We start from the raw sequence: 23862 nt of genomic DNA on the forward strand, positions 1-23862 counted from the left end.
TAACTAGACGATGCGTACCAGGATCTCGGAGTGGCCGGCGCGGATGACGTCGCCGTCGGCGAGCTGCCAGTCCTGCACGGGGGCGCCGTTGACGGTGGTGCCGTTGGTGGAGCCGAGATCGGACAGCATCGCGACCTGGCCGTCCCAGCGGATCTCGATGTGCCTGCGGGACACGCCGGTGTCCGGCAGCCGGAACTGGGCCTCCTGGCCGCGGCCGATCACGTTGCGGCCCTCGCGCAGCTGGAAGTTGCGTCCGCTGCCGTCCTCGAGCTGCAGGGTGGCGGTGAAGGTGCGGTTCTGGTCGTAGCTCGGGTACTCGGCACCGTAGGCCTGGCCGCCGTACTGCGGCTGCTGCTGGCCGTAGCCCTGCTGCTGGCCGTACGCCGGGTATTCGGTGCTGGGCGGGTAGGGGTTGGCGTAGTCCGCCTGCGCGTAGTCGGCCTGGGCGTAGTCGGGCTGCTGCTGGCCGTACGCGGGGTAGTCCGGGTTCGGCGGGTACGGATTGGCATAGTCCGCCTGCGCGTAGTCGGCCTGGGCGTAGTCCGTCTGCTGCTGGCCGTACGCCGGGTAGTCCGGGTTCGGCGGGTACGGGTTGGCCGGGTAGTCCGACTGCGCGGCGTAGTCGCTGCTCGGCGGGTAGGGGTTGGCGTAGTCCGTCTGCGGGTACGGGTTGGCCGGGTACTCGGAGCCGTTCTGACGGGCACCGCCCTGCGCGTAGCCGTTGCGGGGCTGGTCGTAGCCGCCGCCGGCCGCCGAGTAGCTCGGGTAGGCGTTGCCGTTCTGGGCGCTGACCGGGCGGTCCTGCGGGTACCGACCCTCGTCGGCGGGTTCGCGCGAGGGATCGAAACCTGAGTTCTGGGTCATCTGGCCAGCTCCTGAGTTCATGGGTGCGGAGGGTCGTGCGTTCGCGGGCGGTAAGGGTACTTGCCGATTCGGTTGCGGGGGCGGTGTTGCACCCACATCCGGATCCACTGCACCGCTGGTCCGGAACTGACCGGTGTGGAGTGTGGGCGACGCCTCGAACCGAACGGAGATCGGGCCGTAGGTCTGCCACCCCTGATCACGGATGAAGTCCTCAAGGTGTCGGGAGAACGCCTTGACTGTCAAGTCCCTGTCGGATGAAAGTTCTTCGTGATCGGACTCGTTGATCGTGATCACGTAGGAGTTGGGGGCCAACGTGTGCCCGCCGTCCAGTCGCTGCAGACCGTCGACGGCCTCGCGCTGTAGTGCGGACTCGACCTCCTGGGGAACGACACCTCCGCCGAACACCCGGGCCAGCCCGTCGCCGACGGCGCCCTGAAGTCTTCTTTCGAAGCGCTGGACGATACCCACGCCGCCTCCTCTCGACCCTCTCCGCGTGTCGCGGTCAGTCTCGACCGCACCTGCATGATATCTGCGACGGCGAACATAGGCCCCGGGGGTGATCATCATCGCAGGTCAGGGGGGCGAATCGTCGTTTCCTGGGTACCCGTGCTAGTGTTTCCAGCGTCGCTCGGGCGAGTGGCGGAATGGCAGACGCGCTGGCTTCAGGTGCCAGTGTCCTTCGGGACGTGGGGGTTCAAGTCCCCCTTCGCCCACAGAGAGCAGTTCCACGAACTGCGACGAACGAGGTCACGAACTCGAGAGAGGTCGTGACCTCGTTCTTTTTTGTTGGGCTGAACAGCAGGTTCTTCTTCGTTAAGGCGCGTGGGGTTCGACCGAGACAGGCCCGAGACGGTTCCCCGAATCGCGGTCGCGGAATGAGGGTCCTTCAACCTCATCGAGTGTGTCGAGGTTGAGACGGCAATTCTGCGCCGACAAACGGTGCCTTTAGGCCAGGTGTTTGGCAGTGTCGCCCACAGAAGGTCCACTCCGATCGAGGCGACGTCTGTGAGGCAGTACGGTGCTCAGCATCGGACGCAGGGCAAGGGGGAACGATGCAGGTTCTATACGTTGTAGAATTCGCGGTCCGACCGCGGGATTCCGCAGTCGATCTGTACTCGACGGCGTTGGGTAGCGTCGCGTCATGGCTTGCCTTCGCCGCAGGCCATGACGTCCATCAGCCTTTGCTGGAAGCAAGCGGTTGTCTCGACCTGAAGCCCAACAAGTCCGGGACGCCGCGCACAGCAATCTGGGATGTCATTGGTACGGAAGATGCGACGGCGATCCGAGTTGAGATCCGGGACGAGAACCAGGAATCGGGTTCCGTGTTCGTTACCCGCCTAACACTAGGGCGGGTGGACACTGTGACAACGGTTCGCGTGTCGATGGCACGGGAGAGTTCTCCTACCTGGCTTTCACCAACGCCGCCTGTGGATCTTCGGCAGCCAGGCGTCATTCGTTCGCTTCTTGACGAGAGCCGGATTGTGTTGGCAATCAGCGGCCAAGTTCAGGACGGCCGCTACTTGCAGGTCCGAACTGATGCCGAGGTAAGCACACTGGCTGAGGCCATACGAAAACCTTCCCGTCTTCCAATCCTTCTCGTCCATACGCGGACCCTTTCCGCACTAGCAGGAGCTCGGCAAGCCGCGGCCAAGTTGGTTGGCCTCGTTCGTGTGGTAACCCTCGACTACCGAGCCTCGCGGGTTCTTAATGCTGAACTGCCTGGGTACGCGCCTCCGTTTGCCGGCGCACGATTGGTATGGAGTGATCCATCAGCGTCGACCGTTCCCTTCGACGAGCTTGTTGTGAACTCCGAGAACTCAGACATGCTGCGGGCACACCTGATGCGTCTGCTTGCGCCGACGTCGGTTCTAGCGCGTGGATTAGATCGTGCCTATCGGGAAGCACGTCGGGCAGAGGTTGCTCTACAAGATCGGGACGCGCGAGCACGGACCGTTTACGCGCTGGCCGAAGGTGACTCCAGTGCTCAGATCGAAGCGCTGCAAGACGAGCTCGCTTCTGCACGCGCGAGCGCCAACGAATGGCAGCAACTCGCGACCGACGAGGAGGAGCGTGCGGAGGGCTTCCAATCCGCAGCCGAGATGGTTCCCGTCCTCAAGGCCGAGATTGAACAACTCAAAGTTGCGTTACATGCAAGCATCGTCCCGAATGACGTCGTGGCCGCCGAAAAGGACCCTTGGGCAACCCTTCCTGGACTTCATACAGGTGATGCCTCAAGTGCAGAGAACCTCTTCCTTCACCTTGAAGACGCTGGTTCAGGTCACATTGTGTTCACCAATCGAGCGGCACTTTCATGGAAAAGGAGCAGGTATCCCTTCCCGGAGGAGATTGCCGAGAGCCTGACCAAGCTCGCTCGCGTCGCGGTCAAACTCTATGACGGCAGCGACCGAACCTATCCACATCTTGATACCTGGATGAGGGATGAGTTTGATCTCAAGGTGGCTCTTCAGGATGACACCATCGAAAAGAACTCAAGAATAAGGGATTTCGACTACGACGGCGAAACCTATAATCGAACCCCGCACGTCAAGGTCCGTGATTACGCGCCACCCTCTCATGTGGGTCGGATTCATTTCGCGCTCGACCACCAGAATCGTAGGCTCATCGTTGACCACGTCGGACTCAAGCTGTACTGAAGTTTTTCAGTGTAATTACAAAGGGGCACTTGGGGTCTGGAAGATCTTCTGGTTCGGTGCCCTGGTGGCCACTGGACAGTGTTTCTTAGTGTTGATTTACAGCCTCGTGCGAACAGAAATCTAGCCGAGTGAGAGATCGCCCCTGATTCGGCTCGCTTCTGGGTAAGTAATTGCAGTTCGGTGACTTGACTCGCGTTTTACCAAATGTTCTGCCGGTTGGGCCGCTATGGCCGAATCGGCACGCGTGCCTGGACTTGGGCCCTTACCTGGCTGTACACGTCAACCCCCAGGGTCGGTGCAGTCCATAGTGAGATGGCTACAGCGAAATCGATCTTCTCCCCTGCGAGTCCACCTGCTTGTTCGTAGCACTTGACTCGGAGAGTCAAGTCGGATCCTTGACCGGAGCCGATGGCTTTCTCAAGCTCAAAGCACTGCCGTTGGACAGTTGTGGCACCGCGCGTCGTGGCGAGGGAAGGAAGCCCGGACGGCGAATCAAGTTTAGGGATTGCACCAGCTGGCTTTACAAAGGATAGTGCCGCTTTGCGGTATTGACGGTGACGCCAGTTCACGGGGCTCAGCCACGCCAAAGTGGCTTCGATACGCTTGGTGCCGACGACGCCAAGCCCATCGGGCAGGGGAACAGATATTTCGACTTCCTGTGTGGCGCTGATTGATCCGATGAAAACCAGGACTGCTTCATTGGTAGCGCATCCGTCCGCATAGTTGCGAGCGATGATGCCATTGCCGAACGCAGTTTCAGGTTCTAGAGGTTGGTAGGTGGACTGGGCAGGCAACTCTGTTCCGTGAACGAGAAGCGCTTTGATGGCGCACGCGCGCTGTCGTCGTGTGACCGTTTGGTCCGATGTGATCTCTTCTACTACATCGTAAAGTCGGACTGCCTGCCGGGTTACCAACGCTGCCGCGGGGCTGGTTCCCACGATATGGGTTTCCTTGGACTGTTTCGGCGTTGCAACTCGGACTCCGGGTCCTACAGGAGAAACGCCAATGAAACTGAGGCTGGATGACGCAATCGGTGTATCGCGAAAGACGACACGACCTCCCGGTGCAGTCAGATCCGGTTTGACGCTCCTTCGGTACCCGCTTCCCGTGGGGGAGATGGGACTGATGCTGAGTAACCCATCCGTTGGGTCGACCACGTAGCCCGCAGGGGAAGCGTTGGAGGCATCAGTGTGCGCTGCCCCGACGGTCAAGGCATTGATGGATTCGGCTGGTGCAAGGAGCCGGCGGTTGTTCTGTTGCCGGTGTTGTGCATCGAGGATTGCCTTTCTTCGTCCCTCTCCGGTTAGCCCGGCGATCTCGCGGGAGTCGGTCGTGGTAAGTGGTAGGCCCGAGTGGTTTCCAGCGGAGATTACGACGAGAACGCCGTATTCATAGCTGAGCCAGTCAAGCATGCGTGCCCAGGACGACAGAATGGAGTCGAACGGTGATGCGGGATCGCCGACGGAGAGATTGATGATCGCGATTTGCTCGCCGGCAGGTGGTTGGCCGTTCTCACCATCGAAGAGTTCCCTGAACACACGCCGCATCAGGTCGGGAGTTAGTTCGGATCCGGGGACCTCTTCGCTGCGATTCACGGTCTCGGTCGATGGGGCGAGAATTGGTCGAACCATAATCGGCCGTGTGAGGGCGGGCTCTCCAGCATTAAGGTCCCCCCAAACGGCCGCAGATGCCATCCAGGTTCCGTGTTTTAGCTCGTCGATATCCCCGACTGTCCCAAGGAGATCGTCGGGATCGTGAACGGTCACTCGGTCCTGGAGCAACGGGTGGTTGGGGGCGGGCACTCCGTCAAGTAGGCAGGCGACCGGACTCCCAGCAGGCAGTGGGCTATCTGGGGACCCGGACGCTTCGGCGGGCTCCCCGCCAGGTGGAATGGCTTGACCCGTGACCTTCAGGTACATAACGTCGGCGGAGCTGACCATGCGGACTGCTTCGTAGTTTCCGGACGCAAGTTCTCGGACGACGCCCGTAGGAACGGTGCATTTCAGCCCGTGATAGCCGATTTGCTCGACAACCGCCACGGTATGTACCTGACCACCGGCTTGCTCGACGAGAGTTGTCACGTCCCGCTGACTTTGCGTCCGTGCGACGGCGCTCCTGCGGTACCAAAGCTCGATCTCCACAGCGAGCGGTTGATCGGTGATTTGTCCTTCGAAATATTCATCCCAGTCGATCATCTTCAATCGGTCCTGGGGGCCCCATGGACGGACGTCTTTTAGGTGTTCGAAAAGGTCCCGAAGCTTGGAATAACCATAAGGTAGTGCTCGATTATCCTTCCATTGGTTCCAAAGCGAAAGCAGGCGGTTGAACGCAGCCTGGTTCATGCAGGTTGCGTGGAGGCATGAGGTTATGTATGGGTTTTGAGGCTTTTCGCTCGTTAATTCGTACTCGGCGTTAGGCTCGACCACGCCCTCGGCTTCGACTAGAAGCTCCAGGCCAATCTTGTCAGCGACGGAGGTAAGGTCGATCTGTTCGTCTAATGCCTCAAGTACTAGAACGAGCTGGGGATCGGCAGCTTGGATGGATTCAGACAGCTGGATCTGTTCACCGAGAGCTGCGACAGCCTCCTGGAAGCGCTCATCAATTCGTCGTGCGCGTTCGTCGGGGTCAGTGAAGCGCGCCCGTCTGCCGCCGCCCCGCCTGGCGGGAATACTCCGCGGCGCCGCAAGTGCACCCAAGATCACAGGCCTCGATGTCGAGGCCTTCCCGTTTGGCGTGGTCATCGCTCGCTGGAACTCGCGCGTGCTGCCCATTGCTTGAGGAGCTGTTGGGTCACTGCTGCTGGTTCGGGTTCGGGGCCGGAGAGAATCACCCGGCGTTGGACGTCGAGCGCGAACTCCTCCAACTCAGCGAAACTGACTTGGCCTAGGCGATCGGCGACGGTCCGCGCCGTGAGCCCGAAATCGATTCGGGTCCTTGCCGACCATGCCTGTAGCCACTCGATCTTGCCTGCCCTCGTGGGCGGGGGCAGCGTCAACCGCAGTTGCATCCGGCGCCATACCGCTCTGTCGAGAAGTTCCGGGTGGTTGGTCGCCGCGATGACGACGACGTGACTCGGTAGCCGGTCGACTTGGAGAAGGAGTGAGCTGACCACTCGTTTGATTTCACCAGTCTCGTGGGTGTCTCCGCGCTCTTTCGCGACGACATCGAACTCGTCAAAGAACAGCACGCTCGGACGAACCCGAACGGCATCGAACAGCGATTCGAGTCGTGATGCGGTCTCACCGAGGTAGCTACCGATCAGACCCTCGTAACGAACTCTCAGGAGAGGTACGGCGAGTTCGGTCGCGATTGCCTCTGCGAGGGACGTTTTACCCCCTCCCGGGGGCCCTACGAGTAACAGTCGGTGGCGGGGTTCCACCCCGTGGCTGCGAAGAAGGTCTCGCCGGAGGTGTTCCTCGACAAGTTGATTGATTGATTCGCGAACTTGGGTAGGTAATACGAGCTCGGCGACGCGCCGATCGGGTTCTTGTTCATGAAATAGTCCCCGCGTCTCCTCATTTCGGCTAAGCGTGGTGACGTTGGAGCCAGCGTTAGGTCGCTTACGCCGTAACGCGTCCGTAAGCTGGGACGCGAGAACACCGTGCTTCTTGTTCTCTTCCTCCGCGATGAGGGCTTCGGCAGCACGACGGAAAGCAAGATCGTCGCCTCCCGCTCCGGACTGCACTAATGCGAGGAGCAAGTCAGCCCGAGCCATAGGTCTCCGATCATGTTCCGCAGGAGTATCAAGGCAGAGTCTACGGTGGTCCACTCAGGTCAGAAATGCAGGGCGCAATACCAAGGTTGAGGCATGGTCACGCACCTCTGAAGGTCCCACGGCGTGGCGTTGGCCGCCCCGTCCCGAGGTGGTATGGCTGCCAATAGCTAGGCAGTGGGCTTGCAGGTTGAGCAGCCAAATGAGATATCGCCAAGGCGTTCGGCGCTGATCCTTCCGCATCTACGGCAGCGAGTGCGGTGTGGGTCGTCGGGTAGTGACGGCGCAGTCAGAGGACCGAGGTATTCGAACCCGTGCTCTTCTGCGTGTGCTTTGGCCTTCTCGTATGGGACTGGCTCCTCTCTTGCCCATGGACCCTGTGCCCGCCCGGACTCAGCTGCCCACTGTCGCCAGTAACAAGCGCGGCAGGTCGCTTCTCCGTACTTGTTCTTGTCGAGCGTGTACACGAATCTGTAGTGCGCCTGCACCGTGCATGTCAGGCATTCGGTCAGTTGCCAATCGTCGGGGCGGGTAAACGGCTCGAGTGGTGTGAGCCCACCAAGGTGTTGTTGCTCGATGATGTGCTGCTCGCACCAAGTCGGTTTGGTGCGTGTTTTGAACGCCGCTGTGTTGGTGCAGCCGTCAGCTGAGCATGCCTGTGTGGTGGTGATCGGGTCTCTCCGCAAAGGGCGCGGGGGCTTCTGCTGTTTGGGTTTTGGGCGCTCAGCGAGCGGGACCTTTCGAAGACGGCCGGGCGGAGTGGCAGTTACACCGCGGCCTCGATCGTCGTTCGACAAGAGTGCATCAGGGCTGTCGATGGCCTTCCCTTCGAGGCACCGAAGGAAGTCGTCCTCCGTCATGACCTCGATGTCCTGACCCTTCTCTTGAAGTTCGAACGCTTTGCGGGCTTTACCGGTTACGTTCGAGCCGGGTTGTAGGACTGCGGGGTTGATGTCGCCGACTACTAGGACGTTGGTCTGCTTTGTTGTTGACTTGCCGGCAACTGCGCCAACGCGGGCACACTCATCCCACGCGATTTGGCGAGTCATCGACATGAGAGTCCCGGTGAACACCACAACACGTCCGTAGAGGTACCCGTCGGGATCCGCATTCGGGTTGAGGTCGGGTTGAACGAGGTTGGCGCCACCGCCTTTCGAAACTGCAACGCTGCCGGTGTACCTACCTGAGGTCATGCGGCCGATGCTTACGCCGACCGATCCTGCGAGTTCGTCGAGGTTTACCGCACCCTTGGCGGTGGCGAGTCCACGAATTACACGGACGACACCGTGGGCATCGGACAGGGCATTGTGGTGTTCAATGGCGGCCTCGCCGAGCGCTTCGACCACGTAGGGCAGGCGGTAGGTCGGGAGCGATAGGGCGCGGCGTGCGAGCACCATTGTGCAGAGGAACCGCAGCTCGGGCCACTCGATGTTGTCGACCGCGCAGGCGTATCGGATGACACCAATGTCGAACCCGGCGTTGTGTGCAACGACCACATCGTCGCCGATAAAGTCAACGGCAGCGGGTAGCAACTCGCTCCAGCGGGGCTGATCCGCCACCATCTCGGGCGTGATGCCATGAAGTGCAGTGTTGAAGCCGTCGAAGTGGTCGACACTGGCAGGGGGACGCATAAGCCAGTGGCGTTCCTCGACCGGAACCCCGTCACGGACGCGGACAAGGCCGACCGAGCAAGGCGAGCCCCGGTACGAATTCGCGGTCTCGAAGTCGAGGGCGGTGTAGTCGAGCATTACGGAACCTGCTCGGGCTTCACCAGCGCTTCGAACTCCGGGGGAAAGTCAGCAATTGTTGGACTCGCCAGCTCGTCCGTCATGATGCCGCCGTTGGCCCCGCCACGAGGATCGCCGGTACGCCGGACGCGTTGTTCCTCGGTAGACAACCATGCTGCCCACACGTTCCCGACATAGTTGGCGACGCTGAGGGCCCGTTGGGCGGGCTCGTCGTGCTTGGCCTCGCCAAGGGTGGGTGCCGACGGGAACTCTGGCATGACGAGATTCCGGTTGCGCGTTCGTGCCCTATGTTCAGCGATGGCCTGGAGGATTCTCTCCTGGTGGGCTGTCGTTTCGTCGATCAGCTTGGTGAAGTCGCTGACGTTGAGCGAGTGGGCGAATTCGACAGGCGCAGCTGTCCCCTCGGTTAGCACGACGGCACGGTAGGCGACGAGTGCCTGGATCTTGGAGTTGTAGGTCTCGTCATCGTGCTGGATGACCACGGCGTTGGTATTCCTGACTCGGGCACCCTCCTTGGAGGTGAGCCAGACGGCCGTTGCGCCGGCATCGTGCTGTCGGTCAACGATTGCGAATCCGAGCATTGTCCCTACCTGTCGTGATGATGGTGTCGTAACGTTACGACGCGGCTTTGGCAATTGCGAGGATCCAGCGGTGTCGCCGACATCGGCTGCGCGCCGAGCTTGGCTGTTGCCCTCACCGCATCTGGGCAGACCGTCGGAGATGGGACTCGTTCTGTACGAAGAGCTTGGCGAGCTCGTCGTCAGAGATGCGGCGGCAGTAGTAGGCCCTCTCGATCTCATCCCAGTCGCCGCTGGTGTACGCATCGGTGGCGACGCCGTCGATGATGAGCGAGTGACCGAATGAGTAGGACCAGCTCAGGAGTCTGTTCATCATCGCCGTGTCCCCGATGAAGCCGGCAGCCCGCTGGTCGATCACCTCGGTGGGTGATTCGTTGAGGAGGGACGGATCCTCGGAGTACCAGCGCGGGATCTGGTGGGTAGTCGCCTCGGAATGGGTGCCGACGAGCGCGTCGATCTGGGATACCGTCATGCCGTCGTGGAACGCGCGGACGGTCGCGCGGTTGAAGTCGATTTAGGCGAGACATCGGCGAGCGGTGGCCCGGAGAAGTGAGGCGTTCGCGTTGTCGTGCGTCGTGCGGCGGCCTCCTGACCTGATGTGAAGGTCAACGGTACGCCGAACTCGTGGGGCCGGTGCTGTCTCGTCGACCGACTCCTTTTGCGTGGTGTAAACCGTTGAACGCGGGGCCTTCCGGATGTCCAGCCATCACCGTGGTTGCCTACGGCCGATGGGGTCCGTACGTGCTCCAACCCTTCATGTGCGGTTGAAGTTCGTCGTGGCTGCAGGAAGATACCTGCACGATGCAAAGCGGCCCGTTGAGCGGATCTGTCGCTTCGGCGTGTTGGCGGATCCAGTTGGCCCAGTCGTGTGCGTCTTCGGAGTCGAGGTCTGTGGATTGAGCTGCGGCGGCATCGATCTCGTTGGCATACTCCCGCATGGCTGCGGCAGCGTCACGCCGCGCCAGTTCGTCGCGCAGCTTCTCGGCATTGCGTTGCTGGGTGAGCGCGGCAAACGCTTCCTTTCTGACCTCGTGCCAGCGGACCTTGCGGATCTCCGCGCGGCGTGCGTCCTCTTCTCGTGCCCAATGAGCTTTGGCTTCGGATACCTCGAGGTGCTGGATGAAGGCGGGGAGTTGCTCTTCGAGAGTGGCTTCGTCGGTGTCATACAGGTTCAGGATCGGGTGTTGTTCCCATGGCTTGGTCAGAGTGAGGTCCAGTCTGCCGGAGGCCTGGAAGTCCCTGTTCGCGGTCGTGGTCTGGACTCGGGTGTAGTAGTCGGTGCCTGTGGTGAAGGCGAAACCGGTCCTGCTGCGTTGGTCGAGTTCACGGAGGGTGACGACCACCTCGGACGAGGGCAGCTTGAGTGCGAGATCGGGGATTGTCTCTCTGAGGCCCGTGTAGGCGTTGCGGGCCTGGGAGGCCTTCCATCCCATCTCGGTTGCCGCGGACACGATTGCCTGCAGGAGCCTGGCTGTGCGCGGAATTTGCCTTCTGGACACGTACGCGCGCTTGTCCTGGAAAGCGATCACAGCTGGATGGGGGTCACGCAGTTGTCGGGGAACCGTGAAGACCCGCAGAGGTGTCAGCGCCGTGAAATCCGGCTCGAGGTAGGCGGTGACGCCGAGGGTTGGATCCATTCGGGTGGGCTCATGGGTCAGTCGTTGGCCTACGGGAAGCAGTCCTTCGCGGGCCAGGAATCTCTCGATCTGCTCGATGTCACGGTCGTTGATGTCAGCCCCGAGTTCGAGTCGTCCGCCCGCGGCGACGACGGCATCCAGTACCTCGATGGCGCGTGCCCGGAGTAGCTGCTGTTCACGTTCTCGCTCGGCCCGGGCTTGCGATTCCTGTCGTTCACGCTGACGCACGGACTCGACGCGTGTGGTCTGCTCCTGAAGGACTTGCGTGCCCTGCGGGGTGATCTTCGCGGTCCAGGTCTTGCTCTTTCCCGCCACCTGTATCAATCCTCGGTTGTGCAGGCTGCGTGCCGAGACACGATGTGAGGTCCCGTCGTGCACGCCATCGGGGCATCCGTCGGCGACCCATTTCAGCAGGTCGTATTGCGCCACGGTCAGATGGTCGGGCGAACGCCCCATCAGGTCTCCCAGTTCTTCGTGATGCTCGGAGGGACTTCCTCCGGTCTGGCTGACATCTTGACGTCATCCGATGGAGGCGTAGGGCTGTTCAGGACTCGTGCCCGCTTTGGCCGGCCCCGGTCTCCCGCGCAGGCCGGGGTTCGACAGGGAGATGCCTCAGAGCTTGGGGGGTGAAGACCCTATGGACAGGAGTGCCTGCCCACAGCGGCGGGTCTGAAGCGTCGTCCCAGTCGGTGTCCGGTGGATCGTCGACGTCGGCATGGGAACAATTCCCACGGGCGGAGGAGGTGCACCCCCGATACAGTGGGGTCCTCGCCGAGCGTGACCACGGGAGGACCGGAATGCCGACGTCCCATCCGCGACCCGATCTCGCTGCATCGTCGGTTACGGCGCGAATGACCACGCCCGAGCTCGTCGCGGCGTTGCGCGAACTGCTCGGCGCCACACTGGTGGCCTACCTCGGCAAGGTTCGGTCGACCCGGATCGTCCGGGAATGGGCCGAGGGAACTCGGCCTATCGATGACGAGAGCGACGTCGAGCGATTCCGCATCGCCTACCGTGCAGCGCGGCTGATCACTGCGAGTGACGAACCGCAGGTCGCGCAAACCTGGTTCCAGGGGCTCAACCCGATCCTCGACGATCGGCCGCCGGCGTTGTTGCTGCGGGAAGGCGATGTTTCGGATGTCGGCCCCCGGGTCCTGTCCGCGGCGCGTCACTTCGCCGGAAACGCGTGACCGGGACCGGACGATTTGTGATGTGACTGCAGGTCACCAGTGTCCGGTTGTCGGAGCGGAGTTCATCCGGCTCCTCCTCACGGCGACCGCGTGGACGGATAGGACGGCAATTCCTCGGAGGCGGCTGTCAGACCCAGTTTCTACACTGCGGCGCATGCTGCCCGACATCACGACCCTGATCGCGACCATGCGGTTCGAGCACCCCTGGCTCGAGGAGGATTTCGTCGAGGAGTCACGCCGCATTGGTCACGCAGAGCAGGGGAAGAAGCACCACCACGTCCCGCAGATGTACCTCAAGCGGTGGGCTATTGATGGAAGAGTCCAGCCAATCGAAGTCGACTCTCGGCAGGCTCGGCCGGCTCAGGCGACGAAAAACATTGCATGCCAAAATGAGTTCTACAGTCTCCCCGCTGTCGATGGCACGGTGGACCTGCCGCTGAAGTGGATCGAAACCCATTTGGGGCGAATCGAATCCGAATGTGCCAGTCATCTGGACGCACTCACCGCGTGGGGAGCAGGCGTTGTATCTGATGCTGCGTTGAAGCGAGATCTGTCGGTGTTCCTGGGATTGCAGGTCAGTCGGACGGTCAGCAATCGACAGCGGGCACTTGCGCTGGTCAAGGGACCTGACTCTGCCAAGCGTCTGTTCCTGAGGAAGGCGAACCCGCACTGGACTCCTGCGCAGATCGAGGAGTCGATGAATCGGCGGCAGGACCATCCGAAGCATGAGGCGCTCGATCTGATGATCGCGGATGTGCGTAACGCACTCGCTGGCCCTATGGACGAGCGAGAATGGGCGGTCTACCGGACCGCGTCTCCGCTCGTCACTTGTGACGATCCGGTGGTCTTCCTCGCCGGACCACCCCTGCCCCGGTCGGCCTCGATTGGGGCGAAGAACAGCGCCGCGGTGATGTATCCCGTCGGACCGCACTGCCTCCTGGTCATGCTCCGGCCTGGGCTACACCACCGGGGTCCGTACAAGCTTGACGCTGTCGACACTTTGAGTATCAACACGGAAATAGTTGCAGCAGCGACCAAGACGGCATTCGAGCGCCCGGGCGACGACATCGCGCTGAACATTGCGGTGCCCCCGCGCCCCGTTGTGGCCGAGCTGGACGACGAGCAGACCCGCAACCTCGGGGATGCGCAGGCGTTGCAGCACATGCTGCAGGAGGCAACTCCGCGCCCGCGGTGGGCCGCCGATGTGTCAGCAGCTCCTGACTGGCCCGTTCCTCGGTGGTACGCCGGATAGTGGTCTCAGCGAGACATGACACGCCCAACCAGACAGGTGAATTCGACTGCCCTCACCCGATCGCTCGCGTCGCACCGGATCGCGGTCGCTCTGCAGGCGCACACGCCATCGGTGTGGGATCGGTCGGCCGCGCGGATGGAGTTGCACCCAGATTCCTGCAGGTAGGGGCGTCGTCAGCAGTGCCCGTGGCTCGTGTAATTCACGCGCTACACGCGATACCCGTATTACCCGGGTAATGCGCTGAAGAACGGAACCCGTATCGCCAGCAGACCAGTCAAGAGTCCGTGAAACGTTGGCGCGGTTGTGCTCCCATGGTCAGTGGTGCCGGTGGGTACCGGGATGGCCCGGGATTCGACGGGAGACGAAGATGGCCGATGACACGGTTCCCGAGGCGGAGTTCGGTGGTCGACGCCGGCTTCCGCGAAACCCCTCAGAACGTGTGAGAGTCGAACTGCGACTGCCTTTTTCGGTTGCGGCACAACTGTTCACGGCCGCCGGCGAGCGTGGCCAGACTGTCTCACGAGTTGGCGCCGATGCCATCGCGGCCTACCTGAACGTAGGAGATGTATGAGATGACATAGCCGTCGGCGACGAACATCGCCACCAGAAACGTCGAAGAGCCGGGCGGCAACCCGGCTCCTCGGACCAGACCAAGAGTCTGGAAAGAATCCCCACGCACATGAGGAGTTCTTGATGTCTATTTCAACGTGCCCGCATCCCTGTGTCAACGACCCACGCCGTGTCGTCGCGGCCGAGGAGGTGTGGTGATGGCTAGATTTCGGGCTCTCACACCCGCGGTCTCGGAGGAGCAGCCGCAGGAGGTAACGGCGGAGAAGCGTGAATCGTTCACGCCGCCTCGCAAGGCGATCACCCCGAAAAAGGGGTATTGAGGTGGTCCGTGATCGGGAGCTGCAGAAGATGATCCCCGAGACAGGGTCGAACGAACGGTTCGATCGACTTGTGGAGCGGGTGAAGGTCCGCACCCGCGACAGGGTCCTCGGCGCAGAGGCAGTGAAGTTCGGGGCTGCATTGCGATGCCAGATGCCCGAGGGCACTTGGGGGACCGAGGTGGCGGTGACGCAGATGATCGCCAGGTACCTGGCGGCGGAGGCGGCGGTGACCGGCCGGTTCGATCCGCGTGCGGCGTTGCGGCGGGCGAACGTCGACCGCTACGGCGCGGAGCAGCTCGAGTTCGGATCGCAGTCGTTGAGTTCGTTCATGTGGATGCTCTACGCCGCTGGTCGGCTGCTGCATCCTGGGGAGTTCCCGCGTAAGGCGAGAGCAACGGCGCCCAGGCCGAAGCACGTTCCACCGGCAGAAACCTCCGAGATTGAGCGTCTGCTTGCTCTCGTTCCGACCCTGTCGGGGGTCAAGGGCAGGCGGCTGCAGACCGTTGTCGACCTGTGTTGGGGTGCGGGTGCTCGCCGGGCGGACTTTCGCTACCTGTGTGGCAGTGCGATCACCACACGGAAGTGGCAGGACCGGACGGTGGCGTTGGTCGATCTGCGCAACAACGCGGGCGGTGTACGGACGGTGCCGGTATTCGACCCCGCACTGGTCGAGCGCCTGGCGGCGCTGTCGGATTACGCCGGAGCCGGACTGGTCTTGGCCCCGACCAAGGCGGTCACCCACCGCAACGAGATCAACCGAGTTGCCGAGTCCCTGCGAGAGCTGGGCCATCGGGGCTTCAATCCGCTCGCGCTCCGACATCGCTGGATGCTGGAGACGGCCGAGCGGCTCCCGGCGGCGATCGTGCTCCAACTCGCCGATGTCATTGATTTGAGGGTTATTTCGGACCATCGCCGTCTACCGGTCTACGGGCTCGAGTACATACTCGAGACGATGTCGGAGGCGATCCGATGATCAGCCTGCTCCGTGATCGGCACGCCCGTATCGCCGACGCCCTCAACGTGATCGACCGGTCTGGCGCGGCCCAGATGGTCGAAGCGTTCTACGACGAGGACCGCCTGCCTGGGGGTCGGACTCCGGGCGGAATCGCCTACACCATTCGCGCAGTGCTGCTGGCGCTGATGCTGCGGATCATCGAATGCACCCCGCCCTCCTACGCGGGTATCCTCGCTACCCTCGCCGAGTTCGACGCCGATCAACTCGCCGCTGTTGGCATGGCGGGTCAAGACCTGACACCGATCCGACACAACATCCGCAGCGAATACAGGAAATTCCACGGCTGGCTCGATCGCCGCCTCGAACCCCTCGACCCAGGAGCGGATCTTCCGGCGCACCGGGTGACCAACGAGAACCACAAGGCCATGATCGCCGCACGCACGGCCGACGCACGGGAGAGGGCGATGCTTGCGGTACAGCGCATCGATACTCTCTTGAACAGAATCGTCGCGGCATCCGTGGAGGAGAGGACCCCGAACGGCTACTGCGGAGATCTGGTGGCCGATGAGAGCATCTTCGACCTCGCCGGCCCGAGCGCCGGCCTCGGAAGCAGGCCAGACAAACACCGCGCCGCAGCGTACTGCGGCAAGTACTACAAGCGGGACAAACAGACCGGCGAAATCCGCACCGAGCGGATGCCGATCGAGTCCAGCAAGACCGGGTTCGGCATCGGCTTGACCGCAATCTCCCGAGTCGGCCCACCACAGGCAGTGCACGCCGTGGCACCGGTCATCGTCGGCATCGCGGTCCGGGAACCGACATCGGCAAACGTCGAGGCCGTGCGGGTCGCGATGGAAGGCATGCACGAGAACGGCCTCGCGGCCCGCAAGTCGAGTCGGGCCCGCTGGCCGCACTTCGTCGTCGACATGGGATACAACCCGAAACGAGGCTTCGCCGACCTCCTGCTCGATCACCAGTACTCACCGGTCGCGCGCTATCCGAAAGGGTGGAACCTGCAGTTCCCCGCAGCGCACCCGTTCCCGAGCGACGACCCCGATCCCGGGCCGATCCAGATCGCCGGCGCGTTCTACTGCCCCGCGGTCGTCGACTACATCCAGGCACACGGCGTTCCCGAGACCCGCCGCCTGCTCGAGAACAAGGACTTCCGGCTCCACGACGACCGGCTGCGGCGACTGTATCCGTTCCTGATGGGGACAAACTCCCGACCGAAGCGCCGCCGAGTCACCCGCGGACGTCCCGGGCTCGGCCAAGAGCAGCAGATGGCCGTGACCCAGGAGTTCGTGTGTCCGGCGGCGATGGGGAGGTTGCGCTGCAAACTGAAACCGGACTCGACCACCCAGATTCCTGTCGGGGTCCAGGAAGCCCAGCCCACCTGGTCGGCCGATCGCTACCGGTGCTGCACCAAGTCGACCGTCACCGTGGCCTACACCGAGAAGCAGCTGCGGTTGGCGCAGTGGAACCTCGTCCCCGGCAGTTGGGAACACGCCCTGTACTTCGAAGCCGCGCGAGCGCTCACCGAGCAGCGGTTCAGCCTGCTCAAGTCGCCGTACGTTACGGGGATCCAGGCGTTGAAATGGGGACCGCGCCGTGAGCCGATGATCAAGATCATCCTGGCGTTGGCGGTGGCTGCGACGAATCTCCGGATTCAGGCGAGCTTCGATCCGTCCGCGGTGCGTACCGAATCGATGGACATCCGGTGGCGGCAGCTCACCGCGGATCTCGGGCACGAACCGGTTCGGATGCCGGCGCGGACCTGACGTCTCCTGCCACGGGCGGGCCGAACCCACCTTCGGGGTCGGCCCGCCCAGGCACGTCTCGAGCAGCGGAAACTGTCTGGAAATCCATGCCCGCCGGAGCGCGAAGTGCTTCACGAGCCGGCGACGAGCCGCAAGCATCGGCCCCATCAACGAGGTCAGCCGGTTGCCGGCGACGCGACCGCGGCGCACTCAGGGCCCTGCGCAGGGGACGCCGGATCGCCTACTGAGGCCGCAAACTTTCTGGAATCTCGGACGAAACGCCCTGGACCACAATTCTCGATACCGGGCGCGACGTCAAAACGCGAACCACACACAGAGAGCAGTTCCACGAACTGCGCAGAACGAGGTCACGAACCCAGTCGGGTTCGTGACCTCGTTTTCGTTGGCGGGTGGCCATGCATCCAGAGGGCGGTTCGTCATCGCACGCGGTGGTCTCCGCGACCGCTGATCGGCCATGACTGCGACCGCGGGAGGCCCCAGCTCCTGCTGCGCCTCAGAAGGTGTCGTTGACCGTGCCCGAACTCGACCACCACGTGGTCGGGATGATTCTGATCAGCAGTGCCCCGCACGCAGGTTGGCGGGCCACCTTCGCGCATTACGGTCGCAGCCACTCCATCCCGGGTGTCGACGAGGCGGCGGCCCGCTACACCGCGCAACCCGACGACCGGACCCTGCGCTAGCTCACCCTCGCCTCCGCCTCCTGGAACTTCACACCCGTATCGTTGGCCGCGGGCCGCGCTCTGCTCGAGACCCCGCCCTACAACCACGCTGCGGAGGCCTGGGCCGACACCCACTTGTGGCTCGACAACCCGGACGCCGTCGGCGTGCCCTTCGCGGAACCGATCGACCGGCTCGACCCCCAACAGCACCCCAGCGGGCTGAGGCAAGCCCAATGGGCTCGGCCGTGATCGACTGTGCACACGGCCGTTGCGGCACGCACAGGGTGATTCGACGCACGAAACCCCTGTGCACGCCAGAAGAGGTATGTGCACAGGGGTTTTGCGACCGGTGTCTAGAGCGTGCCGTTCTCGATGTCGCGCTTCATGGCCTGCTGGTTCTCGATGTGCGACGACACACCGTTCTTCACTGTGTAGTCGATCAGCATCGCCGGCGCCGAGAACGTCAGGTGCTCGGTGACCGTGGTCGCGCCGCCATCCTCGGCGAAGGTGACCTCCTGGTGGGTGATCACGCCGGGCGCATCCCAGGTGTCGGTGCTGTACCAGTGATCGGCGGCGTACGTCCGCTGCTGCCCGACGGTGCGTCCCGGGATCGACACCGAGCCGGCCGGGATGTCCTCGAGGGCGATGAACTCCCAGACCTCGGCACCGTTGTCGGTGTACTTGCGGCGGTCGAGGACCTCGCGCAGGAAGGGATGCCGACCGATACCGTTGGTGAAGTTCGAATACACCGGGAACACCCGATCGATGGGTGCGTCGATGGTGACCGGCAGGGTGACGTTCACGGTCGCGAGTGCCGAGTCGGGCAGGCTCTTCTCGAACTCGTATGCCGCCCACGAGGCTTCCCATTCCACGTCCAGCGCGGAGGACGAACTCGACATGGCCTCGGCCCCTGCAACTCCCGTGCTCCCCAGCACGATCCCGGTAGCGAGCAGGCAGGCCGCGAGTGGCGTGTATTTCGAGCCTCTGGCTCGCCCGACACCGACCTGCTCCGGACGTTCGACCATCGTGTTTCCTCACCCCGTCGAGACCACTGCCACCGTTCGGCGACCGGGCGCATGTTACGCCGCCCGCACCAGCGATCGACCTCGAATGGGAGCAGAATCTGCGCGCCGTCAGGAGTCGAACTCGGCAGCGATCTCCCGGGCCCGAGTCAGCTGCGTGTCCGCGTGCCGGGCCGCCTTTTCTGCGGTGCGGAGGGTTGAGTCGGCGAACCGCGACTCGTGCTCGGCCCGCGACAGCTCTTCCCGTAGCTCCTGCACATTTCGATTCGCCGCTTTCGCCCGTTCTGCCGCCTTCTCGAGCGCCGAATTCGCCTCGCGCGCCGCCTCTTCGTCCTGGGCAACTCGGTCGAGGGCCGCACTGCGAGCGGCTTCGCGGGCCTCGCGTCGCTCCGCTTCGCGTGCTTCGTCGCGTGTCGGTCGATCGTCGGCCTTGGTGGTGTGCTTCGCGGGCCGAGGGCCGGCTCCGGCTCGGTTTCGGCCGTCGTCGGTTCCGTTGGTGTGGGTACCGCAGCGATCAATGCGGGCCCGAAACCGCTGTAGGACACCGCACCGAGCATTCGTCCGCTCCGCAGATCGGCGCCGATCTCGGGGTCGGCGAGTGCCGCAGACAGCGACTGCCCGACCTCGCGCAGCACGATCTCGGTCAGCTCACGGCCGCGCTCCCTGGCCGCGGCGGCCGCGCGGTCCGTCAGTGCCGACAGCACCGCCGCACGCTGGGCGGTCAGCGAGCGCAACTCCTCACCGCGCAGCGCCTGCTGCGCCGCGCGCAGCGTGGAGCCGAGATCGAGCAGTCGAGCGACGCCCTCCGGGTGGTCCCGGACGAGCAGGTTGAGCGCCCACCCGGTCGTGGTGGGTTTGCGCAGGCCCGCCAGTTCCTTCGCCAGAGCCTTGTCGCCCGCGGCCTTGGCGCTCGCCACTGCGGCGCCTCGAGCAGCGACGAACTCGGACGGCTCGACCCCGTAGAGTTCGTCGGCGGTGCTGTCGAAGTCCACACGTAGATCTTGGCACCGCGATCTCACGGCTGACCAGGGATTGCCGGGAGGCGTGCCGGGGAGTCATCGACCACCCTGCGGCGTCAGCGCTTCGCGCGCGGGTGACGAGTGGGCCGTTGCAGCCGTGGTTTCATGAACACGTGCAACGACCGATTACAACGGTCATCCGGGGGGTACTGGCGGTTGCCTGCGTGGCCATGCTGGCTGCGTGCGGCACGGACTCGACCTCCGCGGAGACCGCAACCACAATGACCACGACGCCGAATTCCACTGTCACACAGGCGCCGTCGGATCCCGTTGTCGACGTCGATCCCGCCCTGTACGACAGCGGATCCGGGCGGTACCGCTTCCACGTCGCCGGGTCCCCCAGGCGGGAATGTGTGATCGTCCAGGGCTCGTCCGGCGCCGGAACCTCGGTGTACTGCTCGGTGACCTTTCCCGACGGAACCCCCGACGTCACTGCTGCGCCGTTCAGTGGGCCGCCGAACACGGTGGTGCTCACCGGTCAGGGCTCCTATCCCACGATCACCGAGGGCGGCCCGCCCGGGGCAGCGCTGCTCGCGGTGAATTCGCGCCTGACCGTCGATGACGCGACCTGTACCGCCGTCCCCGGGGGATTCGACTGCACTGTCGGTCCGAGCGCGGCGCGATTCGTCGACGGAAAGTTGACGTTGGCCGGTCCGCAGGTGTCGAGCCCGGCGGCTCCCCCGAGCGCACCCACCTCGACTGCTCCCGTCACCACGGCATTCGCACCGATGGACCACTACACCGACGGCACGACCCCGGCGGCGCCCGGATCCCTGTGTGGGGCAGCGACCGGTCGGCGATTGGTGACGGTCGTGACCGGCGCGATCTCCTGCGCCGATGCACTGGACGTGCTCGACACCTATCGCGGGCTTCCGCCCGGGGACTACGGCAATGCGAACATCCGCGAGTTCGACGGCTGGACCTGTGCGAGCCCGACGGCCGCGCGGTCACGCGAGGTGGGGTACGGAACGCAGTGCACGAAGGGGGACATCGAGTTGACCACTCCGCTCGGCGGCTCCTGACCCGAGCCCCGACCGATCGACGAGAGGCACTGGTGATGGATGGATTTCGCCACCGGACTGCCCGCGACGCCGAGCGGGTCAGGCGAACAGCGGGTCGGCGCGGGCGATCGTCGTGACCCGGGTGGTGACGTCGATCGTGATCACGGGCCGCCGTGCCGCGAGCTCGCGCAGCGCGGCGACGGTGCCTCCGCCGGGGATGCGCGGATCTCGCACGGCGATGACCACGTCCGCGTCGGAGAGCATCAGCGCGTTGTGTGCGCGGAAGACCTGCTTGTCCGGTCGGCCGCCCACCATCACCCGGCGCCTCGCGATCGCCAGCAGCCGTTGATGTTCGGCGACCTGCTCGGGTGGCCGGCCGACGGTCTGCTCCGGGTGGGGCTGGTACGCCCACAGTGACAGGCCGGCGTCGGTGGCGGCGTCGGCCCACCACAGGTCCGCGCCGGTTGCGAAGCCGCTGATCGCGATCTGCGTGCCATGGTCGGCGGCGAGTTTGCCTGCCAGACGGGCCATTTCGCCCTGCACCCACTCGGCCGTGCCGGGCTCCCGCAGCAGGTGGTCGCGGTGTCCGGTCACCGCGGCGCGGACCCAACGGTCCGTGGCATCGCCCCGGGCGACGGCGCGTTGCCGCATCCAGGTGCGGCCGAGCTCATTTCGGCCGATCGGAGTCTTGTAGCCCCGGTCGCGGTTTCGGCCCCACAGCTTGTCGGGTCCGGCGGCGACGAGCAGTGCGTCACCGGTCGCCGCGAGGGCCGCCGCGACGACCAGGTCGTCGGTCATGGCGGCGACGATCTCGCGGAGCACCGTGAACCGGGCGGTCGGCCAGTCGTCGCGGCGGACGGCGCCGGTGCCGATGCGGTGCGCGGCCGCGCTGCTGGTGTCGGGGTCGGCGATGCGGTCCCAGGCGATCGTCGACGTGGTGTGGGAGGCGGCGAACGCGTGCTCGGGGGTCGGCCAGGTGCGGCCCGCCCACTCGATCGGCACCGGCCGGCGCAGGTGCAGCGGCCAGTCCGGGTGCGCGCCGAGGTCGACGACGTCGAGCGCCGTCAACGCATCGGGTGTCGTCTTGCTCGTCACTGCGGCTCCGTGGTGGTGGTCAACGACTACCAGAATGGGGGATGGTGTTCGTCCTCGTCGAGGCGACTGCGCTTTCGCCGGGCCTTCGCACTGCCGTGTTCCGGGTGCCGACGAGCATCGGTCTGTGGAAAACTCGGCCCTCAGGGGAGATTGCGACAACGGGGGTGGATGCGGTGGATCGGAACGGCATGGACGTGAGGGGGCACATCCGGGCCGAACGGGACGAACTGGTCGCGTTGTTGCGGACGCTCGGTCCCGACCAGTGGTCGACGCAGTCGCTGTGCGGACGGTGGTCGGTGCGTGACGTTGCCACGCACCTGTCGATGGACTCGGTCACCATGCCTCGCTATTTCCTTGCGGCACTGCGTAATCGATCGGCCGATCGCGTCAACGAGTCCTACGTCGTCACCCACGGCGACGTGGCGACCGATGCCCTTGTCGAGCAGCTTGCGGATTCGGCGGCTTCGAGTTGGTTCGCCCGGTACGCGCCGCGCCTGACCCTCGCCGATCACGTCGTGCACCAGCAGGACATCCGGCGCCCGCTCGGACTCCCGCGAACGATCGACCCGGAGCGGCTGCGCCTGGTCCTCGATCGACCCGATCCGTTCGCCCGGCCCCGCCGGTTCACCCGCGGCCTGCGGTTCGCCGCGACCGACCTCGCGTGGGCGAGCGGCAGCGGGCCCGAGGTCCGTGGGAAGTCGGAGGTACTGGCACTGGCGATGGTCGGCAGGGCGTCGGTGCTCGACGAGTTGGAGGGCGACGGAGTCGGCCTCCTGCGGGCACGCATGGCGCCCGGACACGACCCGACATCCGGTCGGTAACCGGCCGAAGGGGACAGGGAGGCAGGGGACATGGGCGGACGCGCGGGCGTACTCGGGGCGTTGATCATCGGGCTGGCCGTGACCACGGGGGCGGCCGCGCAGGCGGCGCCCGCCACCGGATCGGTCGACCCGGTCGTGCCACCCCCGGGTGAGGCGGTGCCTCCTCCGATCGACTGCCGCCCCACCGCCGAACATCCACGCCCGGTGATCGTGCTGCCCGGCGCCGACGGAGGCACGTCCGAGACCGCGGACCAGTGGGCGACGATGACCTCGGCGCTGCGCGGATCGGGTGCGTGCACCCTGCTGTTCCAGGGCGGTGTGGTGGACGGCCGACGATGGGCGGGCAACATCCCCGACGAGGCCGCCCAGCTCGCGGAGTTCATCGCGTCGGTACAGGCCGCCACGGGTGCCGACGCGGTCGATCTCGTCGCGCACTCGGCGGGCACGGTCGTCTCGAACTACTACCTGAAGGTGCTCGGCGGTGCGCGGAACGTGGCGCATGCTGTCTTCCTGGCGCCGGAGGGCCGGGACTGCGACGGCGCGGGCTTCGTCGCGGCATACGGCATCGACGATCCGCCCGTCACGCCAGTGCAGGTGGTGCGGGCACTGCCGTTCCTGCCGCCGCTGCTCGGGCACGTCTCGCCGGACCTGGCGGTCGCCCTCCAACTGGCGCCCGGCTCGGAGGTGTACACGAAGGTGTTCGTCGACGGACCCCTCACGCAACCGGGCGTCGACTACTCCGTCATGGCCACCGAGCGCGACGAGATCGCCACGCCCGCCCCGACGTGCTCGTTCATCACCGAACCCGGTGTGACGAACACGCTGTTCGAACAGGTCTACCCCGAGGCGCCGGCGGTGGACCACTCGAGCCTGCGGTCGAGCCCGCAGACGGCCGAGTGGGTGTTGGAGCAGCTGCAATGATCACGCGACGGTCCCGAGTGCCACAGGTCCGCGTCGTCGCGTGTTCGCCTGCTGGAGGGCGTGTTC

At 64.4% G+C, this 23862-nt stretch carries 19 protein-coding genes and 1 tRNA gene; 10 read left to right on the plus strand and 10 right to left on the minus strand.

From position 1 onward, the window contains the following. Nucleotides 1-3 precede the first annotated feature (3 nt). Nucleotides 4-1332, minus strand: coding sequence for an FhaA domain-containing protein (locus ACWDU4_RS10800; RefSeq protein ID WP_450113893.1), 1329 nt, complete (start codon nt 1330-1332; stop codon nt 4-6). 162 nt (nt 1333-1494) lie between these two features. Here ACWDU4_RS10800 and ACWDU4_RS10805 point away from each other — a divergent pair. After that, nucleotides 1495-1577 (plus strand) — tRNA-Leu (locus ACWDU4_RS10805). A gap of 339 nt (nt 1578-1916) precedes the next feature. Continuing rightward, a complete protein-coding gene (locus ACWDU4_RS10810; protein WP_450113894.1) occupies nt 1917-3518 on the plus strand; it encodes a hypothetical protein in 1602 nt (533 codons plus the stop codon). A gap of 224 nt (nt 3519-3742) precedes the next feature. Here ACWDU4_RS10810 and ACWDU4_RS10815 read toward each other — a convergent pair whose 3' ends face one another. The 6 genes from ACWDU4_RS10815 to ACWDU4_RS10840 form a co-directional block, all read right to left on the minus strand. Beyond that, nucleotides 3743-6289, minus strand: coding sequence for a S8 family peptidase (locus ACWDU4_RS10815; RefSeq protein WP_450113895.1), 2547 nt, complete (start codon nt 6287-6289; stop codon nt 3743-3745). Next, on the minus strand, nt 6256-7233 hold the full coding sequence (locus tag ACWDU4_RS10820) for an AAA family ATPase (RefSeq protein WP_450113896.1): 978 nt from the start codon (nt 7231-7233) through the stop codon (nt 6256-6258). Before ACWDU4_RS10820 ends, ACWDU4_RS10815 begins: the two co-directional genes overlap by 34 nt. A gap of 167 nt (nt 7234-7400) precedes the next feature. Continuing rightward, nucleotides 7401-8978, minus strand: coding sequence for an exonuclease domain-containing protein (locus ACWDU4_RS10825; RefSeq protein ID WP_450113897.1), 1578 nt, complete (start codon nt 8976-8978; stop codon nt 7401-7403). After that, nucleotides 8978-9559 (minus strand): hypothetical protein, encoded by a 582-nt coding sequence (locus ACWDU4_RS10830; protein WP_450113898.1) that lies wholly within the window; start codon nt 9557-9559, stop codon nt 8978-8980. Before ACWDU4_RS10830 ends, ACWDU4_RS10825 begins: the two co-directional genes overlap by 1 nt. Before the next feature lie 112 nt (nt 9560-9671). After that, nucleotides 9672-10028, minus strand: coding sequence for a winged helix-turn-helix domain-containing protein (locus tag ACWDU4_RS10835; protein WP_450113899.1), 357 nt, complete (start codon nt 10026-10028; stop codon nt 9672-9674). Between the two features lie 247 nt (nt 10029-10275). Continuing rightward, complete coding sequence (locus ACWDU4_RS10840) at nt 10276-11622, minus strand: hypothetical protein (RefSeq protein WP_450113900.1); 1347 nt, start codon at nt 11620-11622, stop codon at nt 10276-10278. 368 nt (nt 11623-11990) lie between these two features. On the opposite strand from ACWDU4_RS10840, the gene ACWDU4_RS10845 reads away from it, so the two are divergent. The 5 genes from ACWDU4_RS10845 to ACWDU4_RS10865 all read left to right on the plus strand — a co-directional run bounded on the left by ACWDU4_RS10845 (nt 11991) and on the right by ACWDU4_RS10865 (nt 17938). Continuing rightward, entirely contained in the window at nt 11991-12383 is a 393-nt protein-coding gene (locus ACWDU4_RS10845) for a hypothetical protein (protein ID WP_450113901.1), read from the plus strand. 154 nt (nt 12384-12537) lie between these two features. Beyond that, entirely contained in the window at nt 12538-13635 is a 1098-nt protein-coding gene (locus ACWDU4_RS10850; protein WP_450113902.1) for a DUF4238 domain-containing protein, read from the plus strand. Nucleotides 13636-14526: 891 nt separating this feature from the next. After that, nucleotides 14527-15498 carry a hypothetical protein gene (locus tag ACWDU4_RS10855; RefSeq protein ID WP_450113903.1) on the plus strand — a complete coding sequence of 324 codons (972 nt, stop codon included), beginning with the start codon at nt 14527-14529 and terminating at the stop codon, nt 15496-15498. Further along, nucleotides 15495-17258, plus strand: coding sequence for a hypothetical protein (locus ACWDU4_RS10860; RefSeq protein ID WP_450113904.1), 1764 nt, complete (start codon nt 15495-15497; stop codon nt 17256-17258). Before ACWDU4_RS10855 ends, ACWDU4_RS10860 begins: the two co-directional genes overlap by 4 nt. Before the next feature lie 512 nt (nt 17259-17770). Continuing rightward, on the plus strand, nt 17771-17938 hold the full coding sequence (locus tag ACWDU4_RS10865; RefSeq protein WP_450113905.1) for a hypothetical protein: 168 nt from the start codon (nt 17771-17773) through the stop codon (nt 17936-17938). A 332-nt stretch (nt 17939-18270) separates the two neighbouring features. On the opposite strand, the gene ACWDU4_RS10870 is transcribed toward ACWDU4_RS10865, so the two are convergent. Further along, nucleotides 18271-18816 (minus strand): hypothetical protein, encoded by a 546-nt coding sequence (locus ACWDU4_RS10870; protein WP_450113906.1) that lies wholly within the window; start codon nt 18814-18816, stop codon nt 18271-18273. Between the two features lie 272 nt (nt 18817-19088). Next, nucleotides 19089-19931 (minus strand): hypothetical protein, encoded by an 843-nt coding sequence (locus tag ACWDU4_RS10875; protein WP_450113907.1) that lies wholly within the window; start codon nt 19929-19931, stop codon nt 19089-19091. Nucleotides 19932-20179: 248 nt separating this feature from the next. Between ACWDU4_RS10875 and ACWDU4_RS10880 the strand changes: the two genes are divergently transcribed. Continuing rightward, a complete protein-coding gene (locus tag ACWDU4_RS10880; protein WP_450113908.1) occupies nt 20180-20980 on the plus strand; it encodes a hypothetical protein in 801 nt (266 codons plus the stop codon). 78 nt (nt 20981-21058) lie between these two features. On the opposite strand, the gene ACWDU4_RS10885 is transcribed toward ACWDU4_RS10880, so the two are convergent. After that, the gene (locus ACWDU4_RS10885) at nt 21059-22054 is read right to left on the minus strand and encodes an NADAR domain-containing protein (protein WP_450113909.1); all 996 of its coding nucleotides are present in this window, start codon (nt 22052-22054) and stop codon (nt 21059-21061) included. 173 nt (nt 22055-22227) lie between these two features. Here ACWDU4_RS10885 and ACWDU4_RS10890 point away from each other — a divergent pair, with 173 nt between their 5' ends. Together ACWDU4_RS10890 and ACWDU4_RS10895 are read left to right on the plus strand one after the other, a co-directional pair. Beyond that, entirely contained in the window at nt 22228-22875 is a 648-nt protein-coding gene (locus tag ACWDU4_RS10890) for a maleylpyruvate isomerase family mycothiol-dependent enzyme (RefSeq protein WP_450113910.1), read from the plus strand. A gap of 30 nt (nt 22876-22905) precedes the next feature. Beyond that, a complete protein-coding gene (locus ACWDU4_RS10895) occupies nt 22906-23796 on the plus strand; it encodes an esterase/lipase family protein (protein WP_450113911.1) in 891 nt (296 codons plus the stop codon). Nucleotides 23797-23862: the final 66 nt, after the last annotated feature.

It is taken from the genome of Rhodococcus sp. NPDC003348, assembly GCF_053589375.1.

Bases quoted from the DNA above. Each gene is read 5' to 3' on its own strand.
- ACWDU4_RS10830 (WP_450113898.1), bottom strand. From the start codon at position 9,559: ATGCTCGGATTCGCAATCGTTGACCGACAGCACGATGCCGGCGCAACG.
- ACWDU4_RS10815 (WP_450113895.1), bottom strand. From the start codon at position 6,289: ATGGGCAGCACGCGCGAGTTCCAGCGAGCGATGACCACGCCAAACGGG.
- ACWDU4_RS10845 (WP_450113901.1), top strand. From the start codon at position 11,991: ATGCCGACGTCCCATCCGCGACCCGATCTCGCTGCATCGTCGGTTACG.
- ACWDU4_RS10835 (WP_450113899.1), bottom strand. From the start codon at position 10,028: ATGACGGTATCCCAGATCGACGCGCTCGTCGGCACCCATTCCGAGGCG.
- ACWDU4_RS10880 (WP_450113908.1), top strand. From the start codon at position 20,180: ATGACCACGACGCCGAATTCCACTGTCACACAGGCGCCGTCGGATCCC.
- ACWDU4_RS10895 (WP_450113911.1), top strand. From the start codon at position 22,906: ATGGGCGGACGCGCGGGCGTACTCGGGGCGTTGATCATCGGGCTGGCC.
- ACWDU4_RS10825 (WP_450113897.1), bottom strand. From the start codon at position 8,978: ATGCTCGACTACACCGCCCTCGACTTCGAGACCGCGAATTCGTACCGG.
- ACWDU4_RS10810 (WP_450113894.1), top strand. From the start codon at position 1,917: ATGCAGGTTCTATACGTTGTAGAATTCGCGGTCCGACCGCGGGATTCC.
- ACWDU4_RS10820 (WP_450113896.1), bottom strand. From the start codon at position 7,233: ATGGCTCGGGCTGACTTGCTCCTCGCATTAGTGCAGTCCGGAGCGGGA.
- ACWDU4_RS10860 (WP_450113904.1), top strand. From the start codon at position 15,495: ATGATCAGCCTGCTCCGTGATCGGCACGCCCGTATCGCCGACGCCCTC.
- ACWDU4_RS10850 (WP_450113902.1), top strand. From the start codon at position 12,538: ATGCTGCCCGACATCACGACCCTGATCGCGACCATGCGGTTCGAGCAC.
- ACWDU4_RS10870 (WP_450113906.1), bottom strand. From the start codon at position 18,816: ATGTCGAGTTCGTCCTCCGCGCTGGACGTGGAATGGGAAGCCTCGTGG.